20 protein-coding genes are annotated in these 18,637 nt (G+C 73.6%); 10 read left to right on the top strand and 10 right to left on the bottom strand.

The annotated features are described in order from the left end of the window. Positions 1–85 precede the first annotated feature (85 nt). From AKI01S_RS29700 to AKI01S_RS54385, 3 genes are read right to left on the bottom strand one after another with little or no spacing between them, the layout of a single operon-like run. Positions 86–820, bottom strand: a complete 735-nt coding sequence (locus AKI01S_RS29700; RefSeq protein ID WP_067825161.1) for a phosphocholine cytidylyltransferase family protein — start codon at positions 818–820, stop codon at positions 86–88. Beyond that, a complete protein-coding gene (locus AKI01S_RS54380) occupies positions 817–1,455 on the bottom strand; it encodes a DUF5941 domain-containing protein (protein ID WP_067825163.1) in 639 nt (212 codons plus the stop codon). Before AKI01S_RS54380 ends, AKI01S_RS29700 begins: the two co-directional genes overlap by 4 nt. Beyond that, positions 1,452–3,422 (bottom strand): CDP-alcohol phosphatidyltransferase family protein, encoded by a 1,971-nt coding sequence (locus tag AKI01S_RS54385; protein ID WP_067825166.1) that lies wholly within the window; start codon positions 3,420–3,422, stop codon positions 1,452–1,454. The genes AKI01S_RS54380 and AKI01S_RS54385 overlap by 4 nt, the downstream gene beginning before the upstream one ends. A 126-nt stretch (positions 3,423–3,548) precedes the next feature. Here AKI01S_RS54385 and ispD point away from each other — a divergent pair, with 126 nt between their 5' ends. Continuing rightward, positions 3,549–4,253 (top strand): 2-C-methyl-D-erythritol 4-phosphate cytidylyltransferase, encoded by a 705-nt coding sequence (gene ispD / locus AKI01S_RS29715; RefSeq protein WP_067825168.1) that lies wholly within the window; start codon positions 3,549–3,551, stop codon positions 4,251–4,253. Next, on the top strand, positions 4,250–5,002 hold the full coding sequence (locus AKI01S_RS29720) for a glycerophosphodiester phosphodiesterase (RefSeq protein WP_067825170.1): 753 nt from the start codon (positions 4,250–4,252) through the stop codon (positions 5,000–5,002). The genes ispD and AKI01S_RS29720 overlap by 4 nt, the downstream gene beginning before the upstream one ends. A 3-nt stretch (positions 5,003–5,005) precedes the next feature. Here AKI01S_RS29720 and AKI01S_RS29725 read toward each other — a convergent pair whose 3' ends face one another. Then, on the bottom strand, positions 5,006–5,677 hold the full coding sequence (locus tag AKI01S_RS29725) for a hypothetical protein (RefSeq protein ID WP_067825172.1): 672 nt from the start codon (positions 5,675–5,677) through the stop codon (positions 5,006–5,008). Between the two features lie 81 nt (positions 5,678–5,758). Then, positions 5,759–6,808: a glycosyltransferase family 2 protein gene (locus AKI01S_RS29730; protein WP_084000378.1), complete on the bottom strand. Its 1,050-nt coding sequence runs from the start codon at positions 6,806–6,808 to the stop codon at positions 5,759–5,761. Positions 6,809–7,022: 214 nt separating this feature from the next. Between AKI01S_RS29730 and AKI01S_RS29735 the strand changes: the two genes are divergently transcribed. From AKI01S_RS29735 to AKI01S_RS50960, 4 genes are all read left to right on the top strand, one after another. After that, complete coding sequence (locus AKI01S_RS29735) at positions 7,023–8,759, top strand: LCP family protein (RefSeq protein WP_245681829.1); 1,737 nt, start codon at positions 7,023–7,025, stop codon at positions 8,757–8,759. Between the two features lie 55 nt (positions 8,760–8,814). Then, on the top strand, positions 8,815–10,272 hold the full coding sequence (locus AKI01S_RS29740; protein ID WP_067825176.1) for a serine/threonine-protein kinase: 1,458 nt from the start codon (positions 8,815–8,817) through the stop codon (positions 10,270–10,272). A 73-nt stretch (positions 10,273–10,345) separates the two neighbouring features. Further along, positions 10,346–10,825: a YcxB family protein gene (locus AKI01S_RS29745; RefSeq protein ID WP_067825178.1), complete on the top strand. Its 480-nt coding sequence runs from the start codon at positions 10,346–10,348 to the stop codon at positions 10,823–10,825. Positions 10,826–10,882: 57 nt separating this feature from the next. Beyond that, complete coding sequence (locus tag AKI01S_RS50960) at positions 10,883–11,050, top strand: hypothetical protein (RefSeq protein WP_157420236.1); 168 nt, start codon at positions 10,883–10,885, stop codon at positions 11,048–11,050. 4 nt (positions 11,051–11,054) lie between these two features. On the opposite strand, the gene AKI01S_RS29750 is transcribed toward AKI01S_RS50960, so the two are convergent. Both AKI01S_RS29750 and AKI01S_RS29755 read right to left on the bottom strand, forming a co-directional pair. Beyond that, a complete protein-coding gene (locus AKI01S_RS29750; protein WP_067825180.1) occupies positions 11,055–11,405 on the bottom strand; it encodes a hypothetical protein in 351 nt (116 codons plus the stop codon). Positions 11,406–11,556: 151 nt separating this feature from the next. Beyond that, a complete protein-coding gene (locus AKI01S_RS29755; protein ID WP_157420237.1) occupies positions 11,557–12,726 on the bottom strand; it encodes an acyl-CoA dehydrogenase in 1,170 nt (389 codons plus the stop codon). A 163-nt stretch (positions 12,727–12,889) separates the two neighbouring features. Between AKI01S_RS29755 and AKI01S_RS29760 the strand changes: the two genes are divergently transcribed. Both AKI01S_RS29760 and AKI01S_RS29765 read left to right on the top strand, forming a co-directional pair. Next, positions 12,890–14,164, top strand: coding sequence for a UDP-glucose dehydrogenase family protein (locus AKI01S_RS29760; protein WP_245681830.1), 1,275 nt, complete (start codon positions 12,890–12,892; stop codon positions 14,162–14,164). Positions 14,165–14,265: 101 nt separating this feature from the next. Then, positions 14,266–15,024, top strand: a complete 759-nt coding sequence (locus AKI01S_RS29765; RefSeq protein WP_067825185.1) for an MBL fold metallo-hydrolase — start codon at positions 14,266–14,268, stop codon at positions 15,022–15,024. Here the strand turns inward: AKI01S_RS29765 and AKI01S_RS29770 are convergent. Continuing rightward, positions 14,988–15,599, bottom strand: a complete 612-nt coding sequence (locus AKI01S_RS29770; protein WP_067825187.1) for an NUDIX hydrolase — start codon at positions 15,597–15,599, stop codon at positions 14,988–14,990. The two genes, AKI01S_RS29765 and AKI01S_RS29770, sit on opposite strands and share 37 nt — an antisense overlap. 61 nt (positions 15,600–15,660) lie before the next feature. Between AKI01S_RS29770 and AKI01S_RS29775 the strand changes: the two genes are divergently transcribed. Next, complete coding sequence (locus AKI01S_RS29775; RefSeq protein WP_067825189.1) at positions 15,661–16,074, top strand: CoA-binding protein; 414 nt, start codon at positions 15,661–15,663, stop codon at positions 16,072–16,074. Positions 16,075–16,149: 75 nt separating this feature from the next. Here AKI01S_RS29775 and purE read toward each other — a convergent pair whose 3' ends face one another. After that, on the bottom strand, positions 16,150–16,641 hold the full coding sequence (gene purE, locus AKI01S_RS29780; protein WP_281186157.1) for a 5-(carboxyamino)imidazole ribonucleotide mutase: 492 nt from the start codon (positions 16,639–16,641) through the stop codon (positions 16,150–16,152). Further along, a complete protein-coding gene (locus AKI01S_RS29785; RefSeq protein ID WP_067825191.1) occupies positions 16,638–17,786 on the bottom strand; it encodes a 5-(carboxyamino)imidazole ribonucleotide synthase in 1,149 nt (382 codons plus the stop codon). Before AKI01S_RS29785 ends, purE begins: the two co-directional genes overlap by 4 nt. Before the next feature lie 274 nt (positions 17,787–18,060). On the opposite strand from AKI01S_RS29785, the gene AKI01S_RS29790 reads away from it, so the two are divergent. Beyond that, positions 18,061–18,621, top strand: coding sequence for a GtrA family protein (locus AKI01S_RS29790; RefSeq protein WP_067825193.1), 561 nt, complete (start codon positions 18,061–18,063; stop codon positions 18,619–18,621). Positions 18,622–18,637 lie beyond the last annotated feature (16 nt).

An 18,637-nucleotide genomic window follows, 5' to 3' on the forward strand; every position in this document is an offset into this window, starting at 1 on the left:
GTCGGGTCGATGGTCGGCGGAGCAGACGGACGGGCCGCCGCACGGAGGCCCGGGGGATGCTCCATGCGACGGCCGCGAACGTCCGCTAGTAGCTCTTGGCGATCTCGCGGGCCTTGTTCAGGTCGTCGTGGTTGTCCACCTCGACCCAGGCCACCTCGCCGATCGGCGCGACGGAGATCGCGAAGCCGCGGTTGACGAGCTCCTGGTAGCCGTCCTCGTAGTACTGGTCGGGGTCGGCCTCCCAGGTCGCCTTCAGGGCGTCGGCGAGGGCCTCGGCGGCGGCGGGCTCCAGCAGCGTGGCGCCGATGTACTCGCCGGCGGCGTCGGCCGGGTCCATCAGCTTGGTGATCTTCGACAGGTGGCCCTGGTCGTCGAGGATGACCTTCATCTCCTCGTCGGCCAGCTTCTTCACGTCGTCGACCGCCAGCAGGATGTCGGACTTGCCGCGGCCGGCGAGCAGGGTCTTCTCGACGCTCACGGGGTGCACGGTGTCGCCGTTCACCATCAGCACGCCCTTGGCGAAGTGCTCGCGGGCCAGCCACATGGAGTAGGCGTTGTTCCACTCCTCGGCCTTGTCGTTGTGCACGAGGGTGATGGAGACGCCGTACCTCTCCTCCAGGGCGGCCTTGCGCTCCTCGACCGCGCCCGCGCAGTACCCGACGACGATGACCACGTCGGTCAGGCCGACCTCGGCGAGGTTGCCCAGCGCGATGTCCAGGATGGTCGTGTCCCCATCGACCGGTACCAGGGCCTTGGGCAGTGTGTCGGTGTAGGGGCGCAGTCGCCGCCCGGCTCCCGCCGCGAGCACCATCCCGATCATGTGTTCTCTTCCTCCAGATCGACCATCACGCCGCTGCCGCGACCGGTACGCGCCCATGACACGGCGCTCTCACCCGCGAACAACACGCCAAGGTAAGCGGCAAGTGAAGCGTACGCGAACGGGAGGAGTCCGGAGAGCCCGAGAAAGGCTACTAGGAGCATCCGGCCCTCCCAGCCGAGTCCGGCGCGGAAGAGCCACTCCGGCGCGCGGAGCCCCTGGCGGGTGCGGTACACCGTGTCGTAATGGTGGAACGCCAGAACGGCGAGCAGCACGAAGACCAGCGGCGCCGACACGTTCTGCGCGAACCCCAATACAGCGAGGTAACCATACTCGATCGCGCGGATTCCGGGCGGGACGAGCCAGTCCAGCCGGCCGCGGTGCGGGTGGGTCGCGGCGGGCCCGGTCAGCAGCAGCGCCGCCACCGGCGCGAACAGCGCGGGCGTCTGCTGCTCCCCCACCCCGGTGACCAGCAGCAACGCGGTGACGGCCAGCGCGACGAGCATGCCGGGCAGCGGCGGGAGCTGGCCCCGTGCGAGGCCGCCCAGGACCAGGCAGAGCGGCCCGTCGTCGCGGTGGCGGCGCAGCGGGGCGGGCGGGGCGGGGTCCACGGGGGCGGGAAGGGCGGGCGCGGTCATCGGGAGATCGTCCTCAGCACTCGTCCGGTCAGGGTGTAGGCGGCGGCGAGCCCGCCCCACAGCAGCAGGGCCGTGAACGTCCACCGGGCGTTGCCGACGGCGGCGGTCACCGCGACCAGCGCGAACCGCTCCCCGATCGGCAGGGTGACCGTCTTCTTGGCCCAGTGCAGCGCCCGGACCCGGGAGGTCCGCGCCGACAGCCGGGCCACGCCGCCCGGCTCCGGGCCGGGGTCGCGCGCGTCGTCGCGGACGGTGAGCGGGATCACCCGCGGCGGGTCCGGCGGGCTCTCGGCGCGCGCCCCGAACGAGAAGTCGATCATGTGGCGGACGGTCTGGAGCGCCATCGCGGCCACCGCCAGCGGCCACACGTCGCCCGCGTGGACCGGGTCGCCGACGGCCGCGACGCCCGCGCCGACCGCCAGCCCGGCGTACACGGCGTACTCCTTGGCCCGGTCGAAGACCGCGTCCAGCCACGCGCCGAGCGGGCTGAACCGCCGCGTGTAGCGGGCGAGCTGGCCGTCCACGCAGTCCAGCACGAACGACAGGTGGAACAGGGCGGCCCCGATGACCATCCCGGCGCGGGTCCCGTCGGCGAACCACACCGCCGCCAGCACCGCCAGGCCCATGGACATGCAGGTGACGGTGTTGGGGGTGAGCCCCCGCCGGGCGGCCAGGCGCACCAGGAACGGCGAGTAGCCGCTGACCGCGTAGGTCGCGAAGAACCCGTCGTCGTCCTTGACCGCCGCGCGCAGCCGCACCCGGTCCTCGTCCACGGCGGTGACGGCCGCGTGCGCGGCGTGGGCGGCGTGCTGGTCGTCGGCGCGCACGCACGCCAGCCGCGGGTCGGAGTGGTCGGCGACCGGGACGCCGGAGCGGACCAGCCCGACGAGCAGCAACTCGACGGCCTCGGCCTCGCGCGCGGCGTCCGGCAGGAGGGGCATCGCACCGGGGACCTCCAGCAGGATCGCCAGCCTCTCGGCGATCTCCGCCAGCTCCTCCAGCCGGGTGCGGCCGACGCGCAGCACACCGGGGGAGGCGGCGTTGGGACCGCTGACCCGATGCCGGGGCGACCCGGCCGAGACGATCCGCCCCCGCTCGACCCGCACGACCGCGGTGCCGTGACCGCCCGGCCGCACCGCCCCGGACGCGACGACCTCGGGACCGGACGCGATGGGCGCGGGACCGGGCGCGGCGGACGCGGAAGCGGGCGAAGCAGCCTCAGCCCCGGACGCGGCGGTCGCGGGACCGGACGCGGGACCGGGCACGGCGGACGCGGGACCGGGCACGGCGGACGCGGGACCAGGCACGGCGGACGCGGGACCAGGCACGGCGGACGCGGGGCTGGCCGTGCTGGGCGCGGAAGCAAGCGTGCCAGGTCCGGGCGTGCCAGGTCCGGGCGTGCCGGGGCCGGTAGTGGGCGTGGTGGGCTCGGGCGTGGGCGCGGCGGGCTCAGGGGCAGACGTGCGGGGCTCGGTGGGCTCGGGCGTGGTGGGTTCGGTGGGAGTGGGGGACGGGATGACGCGGACCGGCGGGCGGTCGTTCGGCGGGCCCGTGGTGGGTGCGCCGGTCGGCGGGTCGGGTGGCGCCAGGGGGACGGCGAGGGCGGCCGCCGGGCCCTTCGCGTCGCGGATCAGCCGGGTCAGCAGTTCGGTGCTGATCGCCAGGTCGCCCGGGAGCAGGAGCAGGGGCGCGCCGGCGCCGCGCCGGGCCAGGCGGGCGATCTCGGTGAGGTCGGCGGCGGGGTCGGCGCACTCGGTCACGTCGTGGCCGTCCTTGCGCAGCAGCGGCGCGAACTCCGGCCGGGTGAGGACCTGCGGGTCCGGTACGTTGAGCCCGGCGAGCTGCTTCCGCAGCCGGGCCAGCAGGGTGGGGGCCTCCGGGCCGCTCCCCCAGGGCAGCGCGGCCGCGGGCCGGGGATCCCCGGGCCCCGCGGCCCGTCCGGTCGCGATGATTACCGCTACGGTCATCGGCGCCTCCGCCGGGTCGGGACTGGGAACGGGCGATTGCACAGCGTAGCGGTTCGATGACTCGACGCATTCGATGTGACGGATCTCCGGGCATGGAGCCCCGGGGACGAGGGAAGTGGGAAACAGATGCGGACGGTTGCGGTGGTGCTGGCGGGCGGCGTCGGGCAGCGGATGGGCGCGGCCACGCCCAAGCAGCTCATCGAGGTCGGCGGCCGGCCCATCCTGGCGCTGTCGATCGAGGCGTTCGACCGGCATCCGGACGTGGACGAGGTGCTGGTGGTGATGGCGGCCGGGCACCTGCGGACCGCCGCCGCAATCGCCGAGCCGTTCGGCAAGGCGTCCCGGGTGATCGAGGGCGGCGACACCCGCACCGCCTCCACGGCCGCCGCGCTGCGGGCACTGGCCGACCATCCCGGGGACACGCGGGTGCTGTTCCACGACGCGGCGCGGCCGTTCGTGGACCGCGCGACCATCGACCGGGTGCTGGCGGCGCTGGAGACCGAGGCGGCCGTGGCCGTCGGGGTGCCGTCCTCCGACACGATCGTGGAGGTCGCCGGCGGCGTGGTCGCCGCGATGCCGCCGCGCGAGACGCTGCTGCGCTTCCAGACCCCCCAGGGCTTCCGCCTGGACACCGTCCGCAAGGCCTACGAGCTGGCCCTCGCCGACCCCGACCTGCGCGCCACCGACGACTGCGGCATCGTGCACCGCTATCTTCCGGACGTGCCCGTCCGGGTGGTGGCGGGCAGCGAGCGCAACCTCAAGGTCACCCACCCGCTGGACATCGTGATCGCCGAACACCTCGCCACCGAGAACCCCCCGGAGGCCCAGTGATCTTCAACGCCCCGCCCGCCGTCGTCGGCCACCGTGGCTCCGGCTCCGGAGACGTCACGACCCCCGACGGCGCGACCGTCGCCGAGAACACGCTCCCGTCGATCTTCGCCGCGCTGGAGGCGGGCGCGGACTGGGTCGAGATCGACGTGACCCGCACCGCCGACGACGACCTGGTGCTGCGGCACGACCCGACCGGCGCCGACGGCGGCTTCCTGGTCGAGGCGACCGCCGCCGCCAGCGGGCTGCCCCGGCTGGTGGAGGTGTTCGACGCGCTGCCGCCGGGCGTCCCGGTGGACGTGGACGTCAAGACGGTGCTGGAGGACGCGGTGGACGCCCCGGCGCGGCGGACCGGGGCGCTGCTGGCCCCGGTGCTGCGGCGGGAGGCGGCGCGGCGGCCGCTGCTGGTGACGTCGTTCGACCCGTCGCTGCTGACGTTCCTGCGCGAGGAGGTCCCCGAGGTCCCGGTGGGGCTGCTGACGTGGCTGCGGTTCCCGCTGTGGCACGGCGTGCCCGCGGCGGCGGGGCTGGGGTTCCAGGCGGTCGGCGTGCACACGGCCTCGTGCGGCTTCGAGCAGCCCGACACGCGGCTGCGCCCGCTGGACCACGTGGTGGACGTGGCGCACAAGGCGGACCTGGAGGTCCTGGTCTGGTGCCCGAAGCCGGAGGCCGCCGTGGACTACGCCAAGGCGGGCGTGGACGCGCTGGTCGTCAACGACGTTCCCGGCACGGCGGCGGCGCTGACGGGCTGACCGTCAACGGCCGCCGTAGATCCGCGTCCACTCGCCGGGCCCGTCGTCGTCATCGTCACCGTCGCGGCGGCCCGGCGGGCGCGGCGGGTACGGCGGCGTGCCCTGCCCGGGTTCGGACCGCGGTGGCCCGGCGGGCGGCGGGCCGAACGGCATGGCCGGGCGCTCGGGCCGGTCCGGGCTGCCGGGGTCGGCAAGCGGCGGAACCGCGCCCTGCGGGGCCATGGCGGCGTGCGGGGGCGCGGCGGGCGGTGGGCCCGTCCGGCCGCTCCGCCACCGCGACGGCGGGAACGAGGCGACCAGCAGCGCCACCCCGACCAGCGTCCCGACGCCCTGGGGTTCGAGCAGCAGGTAGCCCCGGTTCAGGGGCTTGGGGAGCAGGTCGAGGATGTCGAGCATGATGGTGGGCGACAGAAGCCACGCCAGCCCGTGCAGGCTGAACGCCGCCCCCGGGATCAGCGAGGCCAGCGGCGACAGCCGCGACCCCGCCAGCAGCCCCACCAGCGCCGCCGCCGCGACCAGCAGCGCCAGCCCGGCGGTGCGTTCGAGGCTCATCAGCTCGAGCGTCCGGGCGTACCGGGCGGCCCGCTCCAGGCCGAGCATCAGCGTGCCCGCCAGCACCGGCGTCGCGATCAGACCGACGACGGCGCCCAGCCCGTGTCGCGCACCGTTGGACATGCCCACCTCCTGAGGGAGCGACGGTGGGAGCCGTCGGCCCCTCTCTGAGACGTGAGGCGGCGCGTCCTGGTTCGGATCAGCTCACCGCTTCTCGGGCTTCTGCTGGCCGAGCCCGGGCGGGCTGGTCAGGAAGCCCACGCCCCACGACAGGTGGATCGTGGCGAACACCAGCGGCAGCCGCACCCACGCGCCCGGCGGCAGGCCCCGGCCCTCCACGGCCGCGCCGAGGACGATCGCGGCGGCGTACCCGCCGGGCAGGATCCAGCCGGGCCAGAAACCGAACGCGCCCGCGACCGTGCCGGCCGCCATCGCCACCACCGCCATCGGCGGGGCCAGGTAGCGCAGGTTCAGCGTGCCCTGGTGCTCGCGGCCGACCACGCGCCGCCAGCGTCCGGTGTGGAACTGCTGCTTGGCCAGCGCCTTCAGGTTGGGGCGGGGCCGGTAGGCGACCCGCATCCGGGGGGTGAAGTACACCTTGCCGCCGGTCTGGCGGATGCGGTGGTTCATCTCCCAGTCCTGGGCGCGGGTGAACGTCTCGTCGTAGCCGCCGACGCGCTCCAGGGCGCTGCGCCGGAACGTGCCGAGGTAGACCGTCTCGACCTCGCCCGCCTCGCCGCCGGTGTGGAACCGCGCGCCGCCCAGCCCCAGCGGGGAGGTCATGGCGCGGGCCACGGCCTTCTCGAACGAGGTGGTGCCCTCGGCGGCCATGATCCCGCCGACGTTGTCCGCGCCGGTCTCCTCCATCGTCTCGACGGCGGCGCGCACGTAGTCGTCGGGCAGCAGCGAGTGCCCGTCCACCCGGACGATGATCGAGTACAGCGACGCCTTGATCGCGATGTTGAGGCCGTTCGGGGTGCGGCCGGTGGGGTTGGCCACCACCTTGATCCGCTGGTCCTCGGCCGCGAGCTTGCGGGCGATCTCCTCGGTGCGGTCCCGCGACGGGCCGATCGCCAGCACCAGTTCCAGCTCGCCGGGATAGTCCTGGTCGAGGATGCGGCGGACGGCGTCGGCCAGATGGCGTTGCTCGTTCAGCACCGGCATGATCACCGAAACGGCGGGCCAGGTGCGGGCGCCGACGGCGGCCTGCGGGGCGCCGGTGGGGGCGCCGTGCGCGTGGGGAGACGGATTCATTCAGGTCCCTCGGGCCGGTCCCGGCCGGGCGTGCCGGGAGAAGGCCACGTTCCTTCCTTGCTCGCTCGCCTGTGACAGGACCCGGGTACGGGGGACACCGGGATGAAGGTCACAACGGCGCCACGTTACCAGCATCCCGCGCGCTCTCCCCTCGGTTCCCGCTGGGGGCTCCCCGCCAATGCGGCGACACGGACACCGGGTAACGAACGTCCCGGTGTCCGTCACTTTAGAGTGGGGACGACTCGCGTCGGACGACGCCGGGGGCGAGCTGCGGGAGGCGACGGCGACGATGGCAGACGGGCACGACGGCGACCCGCTGGAGCGGTACTTCAGGCCGCGTCCGGGAAGCGGTGACGCCGCCGCCGAGGGCGGTGCGTCCGACGGTGACGGGCCGGTCGAGGGCGTGACCGTCGACGGCGTTCCCGCGCCGCGGGTGCCGGTGGAGACACGGCGCGGCCCGCGGCGGCCGGAGCCGGGGCTCAGCCCGCGCGCGGTGATGAACGCCCGGCGGCAGCGCCGGTTCCTGATGGTGACCGGCGGGATGTCGGCGTTCGTGCTGCTGACCTCGGGCGGGGCGTGGGCGTTCCAGAACTACGTGTCCGACGCGCTGAAGAGCGTGTCGGTGGGCGGTCTCGGCCGGGGCGGGGACGACCCCAAGGGCGCGATGACGATCCTGGTCGCCGGGGTGGACCGGCGCGAGGGCCTCACCCGCGAGCAGCAGAAGGCGGCGCGGCTGGGCCGCGAGCCGGGCGAGCGCTCCGACACGATGCTGCTGGTCCACGTCTCCCGCGACCACGACCGGATCACCGTCGTGAACCTGCCGCGCGACTCCCACGTGACGATCCCGGCCCACCGGTCGAACGGCTCGGAGGGGCCGAAGGGGCAGCCGGTCTCGGCCCGTCCGGGCAAGCTGACCTGGGCGTACCAGTTCGGCGGGCCGACGCTGACGGTCGACACGGTCAAGCGGGCGACGGGCGTGGCGATCGACCACTACGTCGAGGTCAACTTCTACGGCTTCGTCAGCATGGTCGACGCGCTCGGCGGCGTGGACGTGTGCACCGAGCAGGCGATCGACGACCCCAAGAGCGGGCTGAAGATCCCGGCGGGCAAGTCCCATCTGGACGGGTTGAAGGCGCTCAGCTTCGCGCGCGCCCGCTACACGCTGACCGGCGGCAGCGACCTGGGGCGGATCGACCGGCAGCAGCAGTTCATGGCGTCGATGATGAAGCAGGCGCTGTCCTCCCGGACGCTCAGCGACCCGGTGAAGTCGGCGCGGTTCCTGGACGCGGCCGTGAAGTCGCTGCGCGTGGACGAGAAGCTGAAGAAGAACCTGCCGGGCCTGGTGAACCAGATGAAGGACCTGTCGACCGACAGCGTCACCTTCGCCAAGGTCCCGCTGGCCAACCCCGGCTACAACGTCACCCTGTGGAACTCCGCCCAGCCCCAGTCCACCGTGCTGTGGGACCAGCGGCGCGCGGGCGAGCTGTTCGGCAAGATCTCCCGGGACCAGCCGGTGACCAAGCCGCCCGCCGCGCCCAAGCCGTCGCCGACGGCCACCGAGGACCCCGACGCCCCGACGGTCGCGCCCGAGGACGTCCAGGTCCGCGTCCTCAACGCCGTCGGCACCCGGGGCCTGGCCCGCCGCGCCGCCGCCGAGCTGGGCGACGTGGGCTTCCGCACGACGGTCGTGCCGGGCGTCGCCCGCCGGGGCCAGGCCACCACGCTGATCCAGTACGGCCCGGACCGCGCCGAGTCGGCCAAGACCCTGGCCGCCGCGATCCCGGGCGCCAGGCTCAAGCAGGTCGACTCCCTGGGGACCCGCGTCCAGGTGCTGGTGGGCCAGGACTGGGACGGCGCGAAGAAGGTCAAGGTCGCCAGGAAGCGGGACCAGCCCGCGTCGCCCGCCCCCGAGGTGGAGGCCGAGACCGCCACCGGCAAGCTCTGCAAGTGACGGGACCGCGGCCGGACTGAGATCATTCCGGCCGTGATCCCCTCGGAGGTTCGACATGCTGCCGCTACGGCCCGGTGACCCGGCCGCCGTCGGCGGCTACCCGCTGCTGGGCCGCCTCGGCGAGGGCGGCATGGGCCTGGTGTACCTGGCGCTGGCCGACGGCGGGCGGCACATCGCCCTGAAGGTGGTGCGGGACGGCCTCGACGACCCGCAGACGGCGGCCCGGTTCCGCCGCGAGGCGCGGACCGTGGCCCGCGTCCGCTCCCGGCACGCGGCGGCGATGGTGGCCGCCGGGCTGGACGCGCCGCCGTTCTGGCTGGCCACCGAGTACGTGCCCGGCCCGACGCTGCGGCAGGCGGTGGAGCGGCACGGGCCGCTGCCCGCCGGCACGTGCCTGCGGCTGCTGGCGGCGCTCGCCTCCGGCCTGGCCGACGTGCACGGGCAGGGCGTGCAGCACCGCGACGTCAAACCCGCCAACGTGGTGCTCGCCCCCGACGGCCCCCGGCTGATCGACTTCGGGATCGCGCGCGGCGAGGACCAGACCCAGATCACCCGGACGGGCGGCTGGAACGGCACCCCCGGCTACGTCGCCCCCGAGGTGGTGCGGGAGCAGGCGTTCGGCCCGGCCGCCGACGTGTTCTCGCTGGCGGTGACGGTCGCGTACGCGGCGACGGGCCGGCCGCCGTTCGGCACGGGCCCGCTGGAGGCGGTGCTGCTGCGCACCCTGAACGGGGACCCGGACCTGTCCGGCGTGGACGGCCGCCTCGCCGCCCTCCTGACGGAGGCGCTGGCCAAGGACCCGTCGGCCCGCCCCGCGCCCGCCCGCCTGGCCGAGAGGTGCGAGGCGCGGGGCGCGTTCACCGACGACCCCGCCTACCGGGACGCCACCTCCGCGCTGACCCTGCCGGTGCCGCCGGACGTCCCCACGGCGGTGAAGCAGGGCCTGGTCCCGTCCGGCCCCGGGTCCCGGAGCCGCACGCCCGTCGTCGTGGCCGGCGCCGCCGTCGCGGTCGTCGTGCTGGGGGCGGCGCTGGGCGTCCGTTTCCTCGACTCCCCCGACCAGCGCCCGAACGGCACGAGACCGACGGTGACGGTCTCCGCTCCGGCCAGGCCCACGTTCGGCGGGGAGATCGGCCAGCTGGAGGGCGGCAGGAAGTTCGGGACCTTCCTGACGGACAACATCAACCGCAAGGTGGCCATCGCCGCGCGCCTCGCCGGGGACGTGCGGCCCAGGGACGACCGGGGCCGCCCGATCACCGCGGGCAGCCGGGGCCACACCTCGGCGACGTTCACGATCTGGACGGAGTGCTTCGAGAAGCTGTCCCCGGGCGAACGGCCGACGCACGAGAAATGCACCGGCTACCAGGTGGCCATCGGCGGGACCGGGTCCCCCTGGAACGGCATGAGCTGGGTGCACGGCGGGCTGACGTTCCAGGGCAACTTCGAGGTCAGCGGGGGCACCGTCCATCAGGGCATCACGGCCATCGGCCTCACCCCCGTCCCCGCCGACTGACCGGATGGGCGGGAGTTGCCCGGACGGGAGCACCCGTGAAGGATGAGCGCCACGTTCTCACGAAGGCGGCGAAGTGGACATCACGGTCAGGTACGAGCCCACCTCGGACGAGGTGCTCCGGGCGTTCTCCCAGGGGCTCAGGCGGCAGCTCGTCACCATGTACGCGGTCCTGGTGGGCGTTCTGCTCGCGGGAGCGGCGGTCCTGTTCGCCACCGGCGACATGTCGATGGGCGTCGCCCTGCTCACCGCGTCCGTCCTGGCGCCCCTGGCGGGGCACTGGTGGTTCCGCCGACGCGCCCGGCAGCAGCTCGCGTTCCTGTGCGTCCCCACGACGGTGCGGGTGACCGACGACGGCTACGAGTGCCGCACCGACAAGTCCACCATGACGATGCGGTGGTCGATGTTCTCCGGCGTCACGGCCACCCCGGAGTTCTGGCTGCTGTTCGTGAACGGGCAGCCCGCGGCTTTCCTCCCCAAGGCCGCCTTCGACGGCGCGCGGCAGAACGAGATCGACGCCTTCCTCACCGCCCGGAAGCCGGCCGGAGCCCGGTGACCGAATTCACCCGATCCTCATGTCGGCGACACCCGGACCTCGACCGCCGCGGGGACCATGAAGGCCACGGCCCTTCCCGACGACCCCGGGGGCGAGACCATGTCCGAACTGCTGGCCGGGATCCTGGCCAAGGCCCTGCTGATGGCCCTGGAGGCGCTCGTCGTGCGCCTGTTCCTCCACTGGACGCGAACGATGCGCCACCGCACCGCGCTCCCGTCCGCCTGACCGGTCAGGCGCAGGGCAGCAGGGTGCCCTGGCTACCGGTGCCGATCCGGTAGCGCTTGGAGGGCGAACTTCCCTGACATCCGTAGGACGCGACACCGACGCCGGTGGCGACGGACTTCCACACCCCGCTGGACGGGTCCTTCTGCGAGATGGTGACCGAGAGCCTGATGATGCGGCCGCTGGTGCAGATGCGGTACTTCTCCGCCACCACGTGAGTGCCGGTGAACTCCATGCTGCTCTCCACAAACGAGCAGTCGTCGGCGTACGCCGCCTGCGCGGACAGGGCGAGCGCCCCACCAAGCGGCAGCGCGGCCACAAGACCGACGACCACCGTACGGGCCAGGGACCGGGACATGGCGAAACCTTCCGAGAGGGAACCCGAACGCCCCCAGTCTTCGCGGCCACCCCACCCCGAACATCGGTGACGACCACCGAGATAACCCCGCCAACCGCGAACGCGCCCCGTCCCGGCTGGCGGGAGGGGCGCGTTTTCGCTGGTCAACGTGCTACTTCAGGAGTTGGCGGGCCATGACCATGCGCTGGATCTGGTTGGTGCCCTCGTAGATCTGGGTGATCTTGGCGTCGCGCATCATGCGCTCGACCGGGAACTCGCGGGTGTAGCCGTAGCCGCCCAGGAGCTGGACCGCGTCGGTGGTGACGTCCATCGCCACGTCCGAGGCCAGGCACTTGCAGGCCGAGGAGACGAAGGTCAGGTCCGCGACCTTCTCGCCGTGCATGGCGCGCTCGGACTTGATCGCGGCGTGGTAGGTGAGCTGGCGGGCGCCCTCCAGGCGCATCGCCATGTCGGCCAGCATGAACTGCACGCCCTGGAAGTCGGCGATGGCCTTGCCGAACTGCTTGCGCTCCTTGACGTAGCCGACCGCGTAGTCCAGCGCGCCCTGGGCGATGCCGAGCGCCTGGGCGGCGATGGTGATGCGGGTGTGGTCCAGGGTGGCCAGGGCGGTCTTGAAGCCGGTGCCCTCCTCGCCGATGATCCGGTCGGCGGGGATGCGCACGTTCTCCAGGATCACCTGGCGGGTCGGCGAGCCCTTGATGCCGAGCTTCTTCTCCTTGGGCCCGAACGACACGCCCTCGTCGGACTTCTCCACCACGAACGCCGAGATGCCGCGCGCGCCCTGGCCCGGGTCGGTCACGGCCATCACCGTGTAGTACTCCGACACACCCGCGTTGGTGATCCACATCTTGGCGCCGTTGAGCACCCAGTGGTCGCCGTCGCGCACCGCGCGGGTCTTCATGCCCGCCGCGTCCGAGCCCGCGTCCGCCTCCGACAGGGCGTAGGAGAACATCGCTTCGCCCTTGGCCACCGGAGTCAGATACTTTTTCTTGAGCTCTTCGGAGCCCGACAGCAGGACCGGCACGGTACCGAGCTTGTTGACCGCCGGGATCAGCGACGAGGAGGCGCACGCGCGTGCGACCTCCTCGATGACGATCACGGTGGCCAGCGCGTCGGCCCCGGCCCCGCCGTAGGACTCGGGAACGTGCACCGCGTGCAGGTCGTTCTGCACCAGCGCGTCCAGGGCCTCCTGCGGGAAACGGGACTCCTCGTCGACCGCCGCCGCATGCGGGGCGATCTTGGCTTCGGCGAGCTCACGCACCGTCTGGCGGAGCATCTCGTGCTCCTCCGAGGGCGCGTAGGTGGGAAAGTCGGGACTCATAGCGCGCATGCTACCCGTCAGTACACTGCGCCGGGCTGGGCAGGTGTCCCGTCCGTCGGGACAGGTCTCCGCGGAGACCGCGGACAGTGAGAGGAATGATGACTTGGCGCACCGCCTCACGGTGATCGGCACCGGCTATCTCGGCGCCACGCACGCCGCCTGCATGGCGGACCTGGGCTTCGAGGTGCTCGGTCTCGACGTCGACCAACACAAGATCGACTGCCTGTCCGCCGGGGACCTGCCGTTCTACGAACCCGGCCTGGAGCCGGTGCTGCGCCGCAACCTGGCGAACGGCCGGCTCCGCTTCACCACCTCCTACGAGGAGGTCGCCGAGTTCGGGGACGTCCACTTCGTCTGCGTGGGCACCCCGCAGAAGTCCGGGGAGTACGCCGCCGACCTGGCCTACGTGGACGCGGCCGTCGACTCGCTGGCGCCGCTGCTGCGCCGCCCCTGCCTGATCGTCGGGAAGTCGACCGTCCCGGTGGGGACCGCCGCGCGGCTGGCCGAGCGGATCGGCCGGCTGGCCCCGGCGGAGGGCGACGCGGTGCTGGCCTGGAACCCCGAGTTCCTGCGCGAGGGCTTCGCCGTGCAGGACACCCTGCACCCGGACCGGATCGTGGTGGGGCTGCCCACCGAGCAGGGCGCGGCCGAGCACGCCGAGAAGGTGCTGCGCGAGCTCTACAACTCGATGACCACGGCGGGGACGCCGTTCATCACCGCCGACTACCCCACCTCCGAGCTGGTGAAGGTGGCGGCCAACGCGTTCCTCGCCACCAAGATCTCGTTCATCAACGCGATGGCCGAGGTCTGCGAGGCCGCGCACGCCGACGTCACCAAGCTGTCGGAGGCGCTGTCGCACGACGACCGGATCGGCGGCAAGTTCCTCGGTCCCGGCCTGGGCTTCGGCGGCGGGTGCCTGCCCAAGGACATCCGGGCGTTCATGGCGCGGGCCGGTGAGCTGGGCGCCGACCAGGCGCTGACGTTCCTGCGCGAGGTGGACGAGATCAACATCCGCCGCCGGATCCGGATGGTGGACCTGGCGCGGCACCTGCTGGGCGGCTCGTTCATCGGCCGGACCGTGGGGGTGCTGGGCGCGGCGTTCAAACCGAACTCCGACGACGTGCGCGACTCCCCCGCCCTGGACGTGGCCGCGACGATCCGCGCGCAGGGCGCGCGGGTCACCGTCTACGACCCGCAGGCCATGGACAACGCCCGCCGCGTCCACCCGGACCTGACCTTCGGCTCCTCGACGCTGGACGCCGCCCGCGGCGCCCACGTGGTGCTGCTGCTGACCGAGTGGGAGGAGTTCCGCGAGATGGACCCGGCGGAGCTGGCGTCGGTCGTCGCCGAGAAGAACATCGTGGACGGCCGCAACGCCCTCGACCCGGAGGTGTGGCGCGCCGCGGGCTGGAACTACCGCGCGCTGGGCCGCCCCTGAGACCCGTCGGGCGGCGGCGCGCCGCTCACCGGCAGCGCACCCGGGCGCCGCGCCGCCGCCCGACGCCCGGACCTCCCGGGATCGGGTCCTAAGCTGGCCGGGTGGACGACACCCCCCTGCAGTTGACCGTGCTCGGCAGTGCGACGCCCTACCCGGACGTGGACAACCCCTGCTCCGGGTATCTGGTGTCCCACGGGGACACCCACGTGTGGGTGGACGCGGGGACCGGGACGCTCGGGGAGCTCCAGCGGCACGTGCGGCTGGACGAGCTGGACGCGATCTGGATCTCGCACCTGCACGCCGACCACAGCGCCGACCTGCTGACCGCGTACTACGGGCTGCTGTACGCCGACATCGAGCTCGCCGCGCCGGTGCCGCTGTACGGGCCGCCGGGGATCGCCGACCGGCTGGCCGGGTTCCTCACCAACGGGCCCGCGCGCAGCCCCGTCGAGTCCGCCTTCGCGGTGCGCGAGCTGCACGACGGGCACCGGGTGCGGATCGGGGGGCTGGAGCTGGTCTCGCGGGCCGTGGAGCACGGGATGCCCGCGTTCGCGCTGCGGGTCGAGGCCGGGGGCGCTGCGCTGGTCTACTCGGGCGACTGCGCGCCATGCGCGGGCCTGGACGAGCTGGCCGCCGGGTGCGACGTGCTGCTGTGCGAGGCCGACGGGCCGGACGGCGGCCAGGCCCACCACACGCCGCGGGACGCCGGGCAGACCGCCGCCAAGGCCGGGGCGGGCCGCCTGGTCCTGACGCACGTCGGCCGGTTCCTGACCCCGGACGAGGCGATCAAGGGGGCCGCCGCCCGGTACGCGGGGCCGGTCGCCTACGCCGTTCCGGGTGCCGTGTTCCGGGTGCCGTAGCGCGGCAGCAGCGCGCGGACCGGGAACGTCAGCGGCAGCTCCAGGGCCTCCGACGGCAGCAGCCACCTCGGCCGGTGCCCCTCCTCCAGGACCTCCACGACGGTGTCGTCGGGCACGGTCACCAGGTAGGAGTGCCAGCGGTGCGCGTCCGAGCCGCGCCAGCAGCGGTCCCCCACGACGTCCTCGACGCCCAGCTCCACGAGGTCCGGCAGGGCCGCGTCGAGTCCCACCTCCTCGCGCAGCTCGCGCCGGGCGGCGTGGCGCGGGTCCTCGCCGGTGTCGATGTGACCGGCGGGGACCGTCCACCCCGGCGGGAACAGGGACCGTTCGAACAGCAGGAACCGCCCGTCCTCCCGCCGCACGAAGATCCCGGCCGTCGCGTGCCAGTACTCCCCCGCACCGTCCACCCACCAGGTCGTGCCGGGATCGACGACCAGGCTGCGGGGGTGGCTCTCCCCGCAGGTCGAACAGGTGAACGAGGGCGCGCCGCGCTCGGGGGAGACGGTCTCGGCGCGGCATCCCCAGCAGTACTGGTGGCGGCGGCCGTCGCCCGGCACCTCGACGTCCAGCTTCATGGAGGGAAGGCTATCCCCGGCCCCCGGGAACGAACGCCGCGCCGCGTCGGTTGTGACGGACATGTCTGAGGATTTCGCCGACACGGCCGTCATCCGCAAGCTCCTGCTGGAGTCGCGCACCTGGGCGTTCGTCGGGCTCGGGGACAACCCCGCGCGGACCGTCCACGACCAGGCCCGGCGCCTCCAGCAGCGCGGCAAGAAGATCTACCCGGTGCACCCGGAGGCCCGCACCGTGCTGGGCGAGCCGGGCCACGCCTCGCTGGCCGACCTGCCGGAGAAGGTCGACGTGGTCGGCGTGTACCGGCGGGCCGAGCACGCGGGCGCCGTGGTGGACGAGGCCATCGCGGCGGGCGCGCGGGCCGTCTGGCTCCCCCTGGACGTGGTCGACGAGGCGGCCGCCCGCCGGGCCAGGGAGGCGGGCCTGGACGTGGTGATGGACCGCTGCCCCGCCGTGGAGTGGTCCCTGCTGGGCTGACCTGCTGGGCTGACCGGCTGGGCTGACCGGCTGGGCTGACCGGCTGGGCTGACCGGCTGGGCTGACCGGCGGGGCCTACAGGCCCTCGCGGAGGCGTTCGCCCTTGGCCTTCGCCTGGGCGTACAGGTCCCGCTGGAAGTCCTCCATCCTCTTCCGCAGGGCCTCGTCGGACGCCCCGAGGATGCGGGCCGCCAGCAGGCCCGCGTTGCGGGCCGCGCCCACCGCGACCGTCGCCACCGGCACCCCGGCGGGCATCTGGACGATCGACAGCAGCGAGTCCATGCCGTCCAGGTACTTCAGCGGCACCGGGACGCCGATCACCGGCAGCGGCGTCACCGACGCCAGCATCCCCGGCAGGTGGGCCGCGCCCCCGGCGCCCGCGATGATCACGCGCAGGCCCCGGGAGGCGGCCCGCTCGCCGTAGGCGATCATGTCGTGCGGCATCCGGTGGGCCGAGACCACGTCGGCCTCGTAGGGGATGTCGAACTCGGCCAGCGCCTCGGCGGCGGCCCGCATGACCGGCCAGTCCGAGTCGCTGCCCATCACCACGCCGACCTGGGGGTTCACGGGTTCTCCTTTCGGCCCCGCCGCAGGTAGTCGGCGGCCTTGCGGGCACGGGAACGGGTCGCGGCCAGATCGTCGCCCTGGGCGGTCACATGGCCGATCTTGCGGCCGGGACGGACGTCCTTGCCGTAGAGGTGGATCTTCACCGCCGGGTCGTGCGCCATGACGTGGCCCATCCGCTCGTACAGCGCCGGGTCGTCGCCGCCCAGCACGTTCGCCATGACCGTCCAGCGGGCGGTCGGCTCGGTGGACCCGAGCGGCAGGTCCAGCACGGCCCGCAGGTGCTGCTCGAACTGGGAGGTGCGGGCCCCCTCGATCGTCCAGTGGCCCGAGTTGTGGGGGCGCATGGCCAGCTCGTTGACGATCAGGCCGTCCTCGGTCTCGAACAGCTCGACCGCCAGCAGGCCCGTGACGCCGAGCTTGTCGGCGATCTCCAGGGCGAGGTGCTCGGCCGCGACCGCGCGGTCGGCGTCCAGGTCGGGCGCGGGGGCGAGCACCTCGACGCACACGCCGTTCTCCTGGACGGTCTCCACGACCGGGTACGCCGCGCCCTGCCCGTACGGCGAGCGGGCGACCAGGGCGGCCAGCTCCCGCCGGAACGGCACGTGCGCCTCGACCATCAGGTCCACGCCGTCGGCCAGGATGCGTGCCACCAGGGCGTCGTCGGGCTCGCGCAGCACCCACACGCCCTTGCCGTCGTAGCCGCCGCGCGTGGCCTTCAGCACGACGGGCCAGCCGTGCTCGTCCGCGAACGCCGCCAGGTCCGCCGTCGCGGTCGCGGCGGGCAGGTGCCGGAACGCCGGGCAGGGCGCGCCGAGGGCGGACAGGCGCTCCCGCATGACCAGCTTGTCCTGGGCGTGCCGCAGCGCGTCCGCGCCGGGGCGGCACGGGACGCCGGCGGCGGCGACGGCCTCGATGTGGGGGCCGGGCACGTGTTCGTGGTCGAACGTCACCACCTCGCACCCCTCGGCGAACGCCGTCAGGTCCGCCAGCGCGCGGTCGTCGCCGATCCGCGCGTCCGACACGACCTTGGCGGCCGAGTCGCCGGGGCTCCTGGCGAGGACGCGCAGCGACACGCCGAGGGCGATGGCGGCCTGCTGGGTCATCCGGGCGAGCTGACCGCCGCCCGCCATGCCGACGATCGGCATCTGAGCTGCATCTCTCACGCGGAAAAGGGTATCGGCCGGATTCGGGGACCCGGACGGCGCTCCCGGGCGGCGAACGACCGGGGCTTCCCGAACGTCTGACCGAGGAGAGCCGGCGGACCGGAGGGCCAGGGGGAATGACGCTCGTCATCTGCAACGTTCACATTCCGACTCCGCAACGGGGACTTGCGTCTATCCTCGTTGTGCCTCCGCATCATCCCGTTGGACACTCAGCCGCGCCCTGTGACGGCGGAGTCCGGAAGGACGGTTCCCCTTCGTGAGCCTGGTCGCCAATCTCTACCGCCGTTTCCAGCATCTGGTCCACGAGCTCGCCAAGTTCGGCAGCGTGGGGGCGCTGGCCTTCGTGATCACGCTGGGCACGGGGAACCTGCTGCACGTCGGGTTGAAGCTGGGCGAGCTGACCTCCACCGGCATCGCGACCGTCGTGGCGACCACGTTCGCGTACGTCGCCAACCGGTACTGGACCTTCCGGCACCGCGACCAGTCCGGGGTGGGCCGCGAGTACGCGCTGTTCTTCGCGCTGAACGGCGTCGGACTGGTGATCACCTGGCTGTTCCAGGGGTTCGTGAAGTTCGTGCTGGAGCTCCAGGGCCCGGTCGCCTACAACGCCTCCCTGATCCTCGGGACGGGCGTGGCGACGCTGTTCCGTTTCTGGTCCTACAAGAAGTGGGTGTTCCTGCCCTCCGACGCCCCGGCCGTGGACCCCCACTCGGGCCTGCCGGAGGCCTCCGACGGGCACGCCCCGGCGCGTCCGGGGCACCGGATCGACACCCACCCGCAGGCCGAGGGCTACGCGGAGTTCACCAGCACCCGCTGACGCCCCGCCGGCCCGT

The organism is Actinomadura kijaniata NBRC 14229 (genome assembly GCF_001552175.1).
GTDB classification, from domain to species: domain Bacteria; phylum Actinomycetota; class Actinomycetes; order Streptosporangiales; family Streptosporangiaceae; genus Spirillospora; species Spirillospora kijaniata.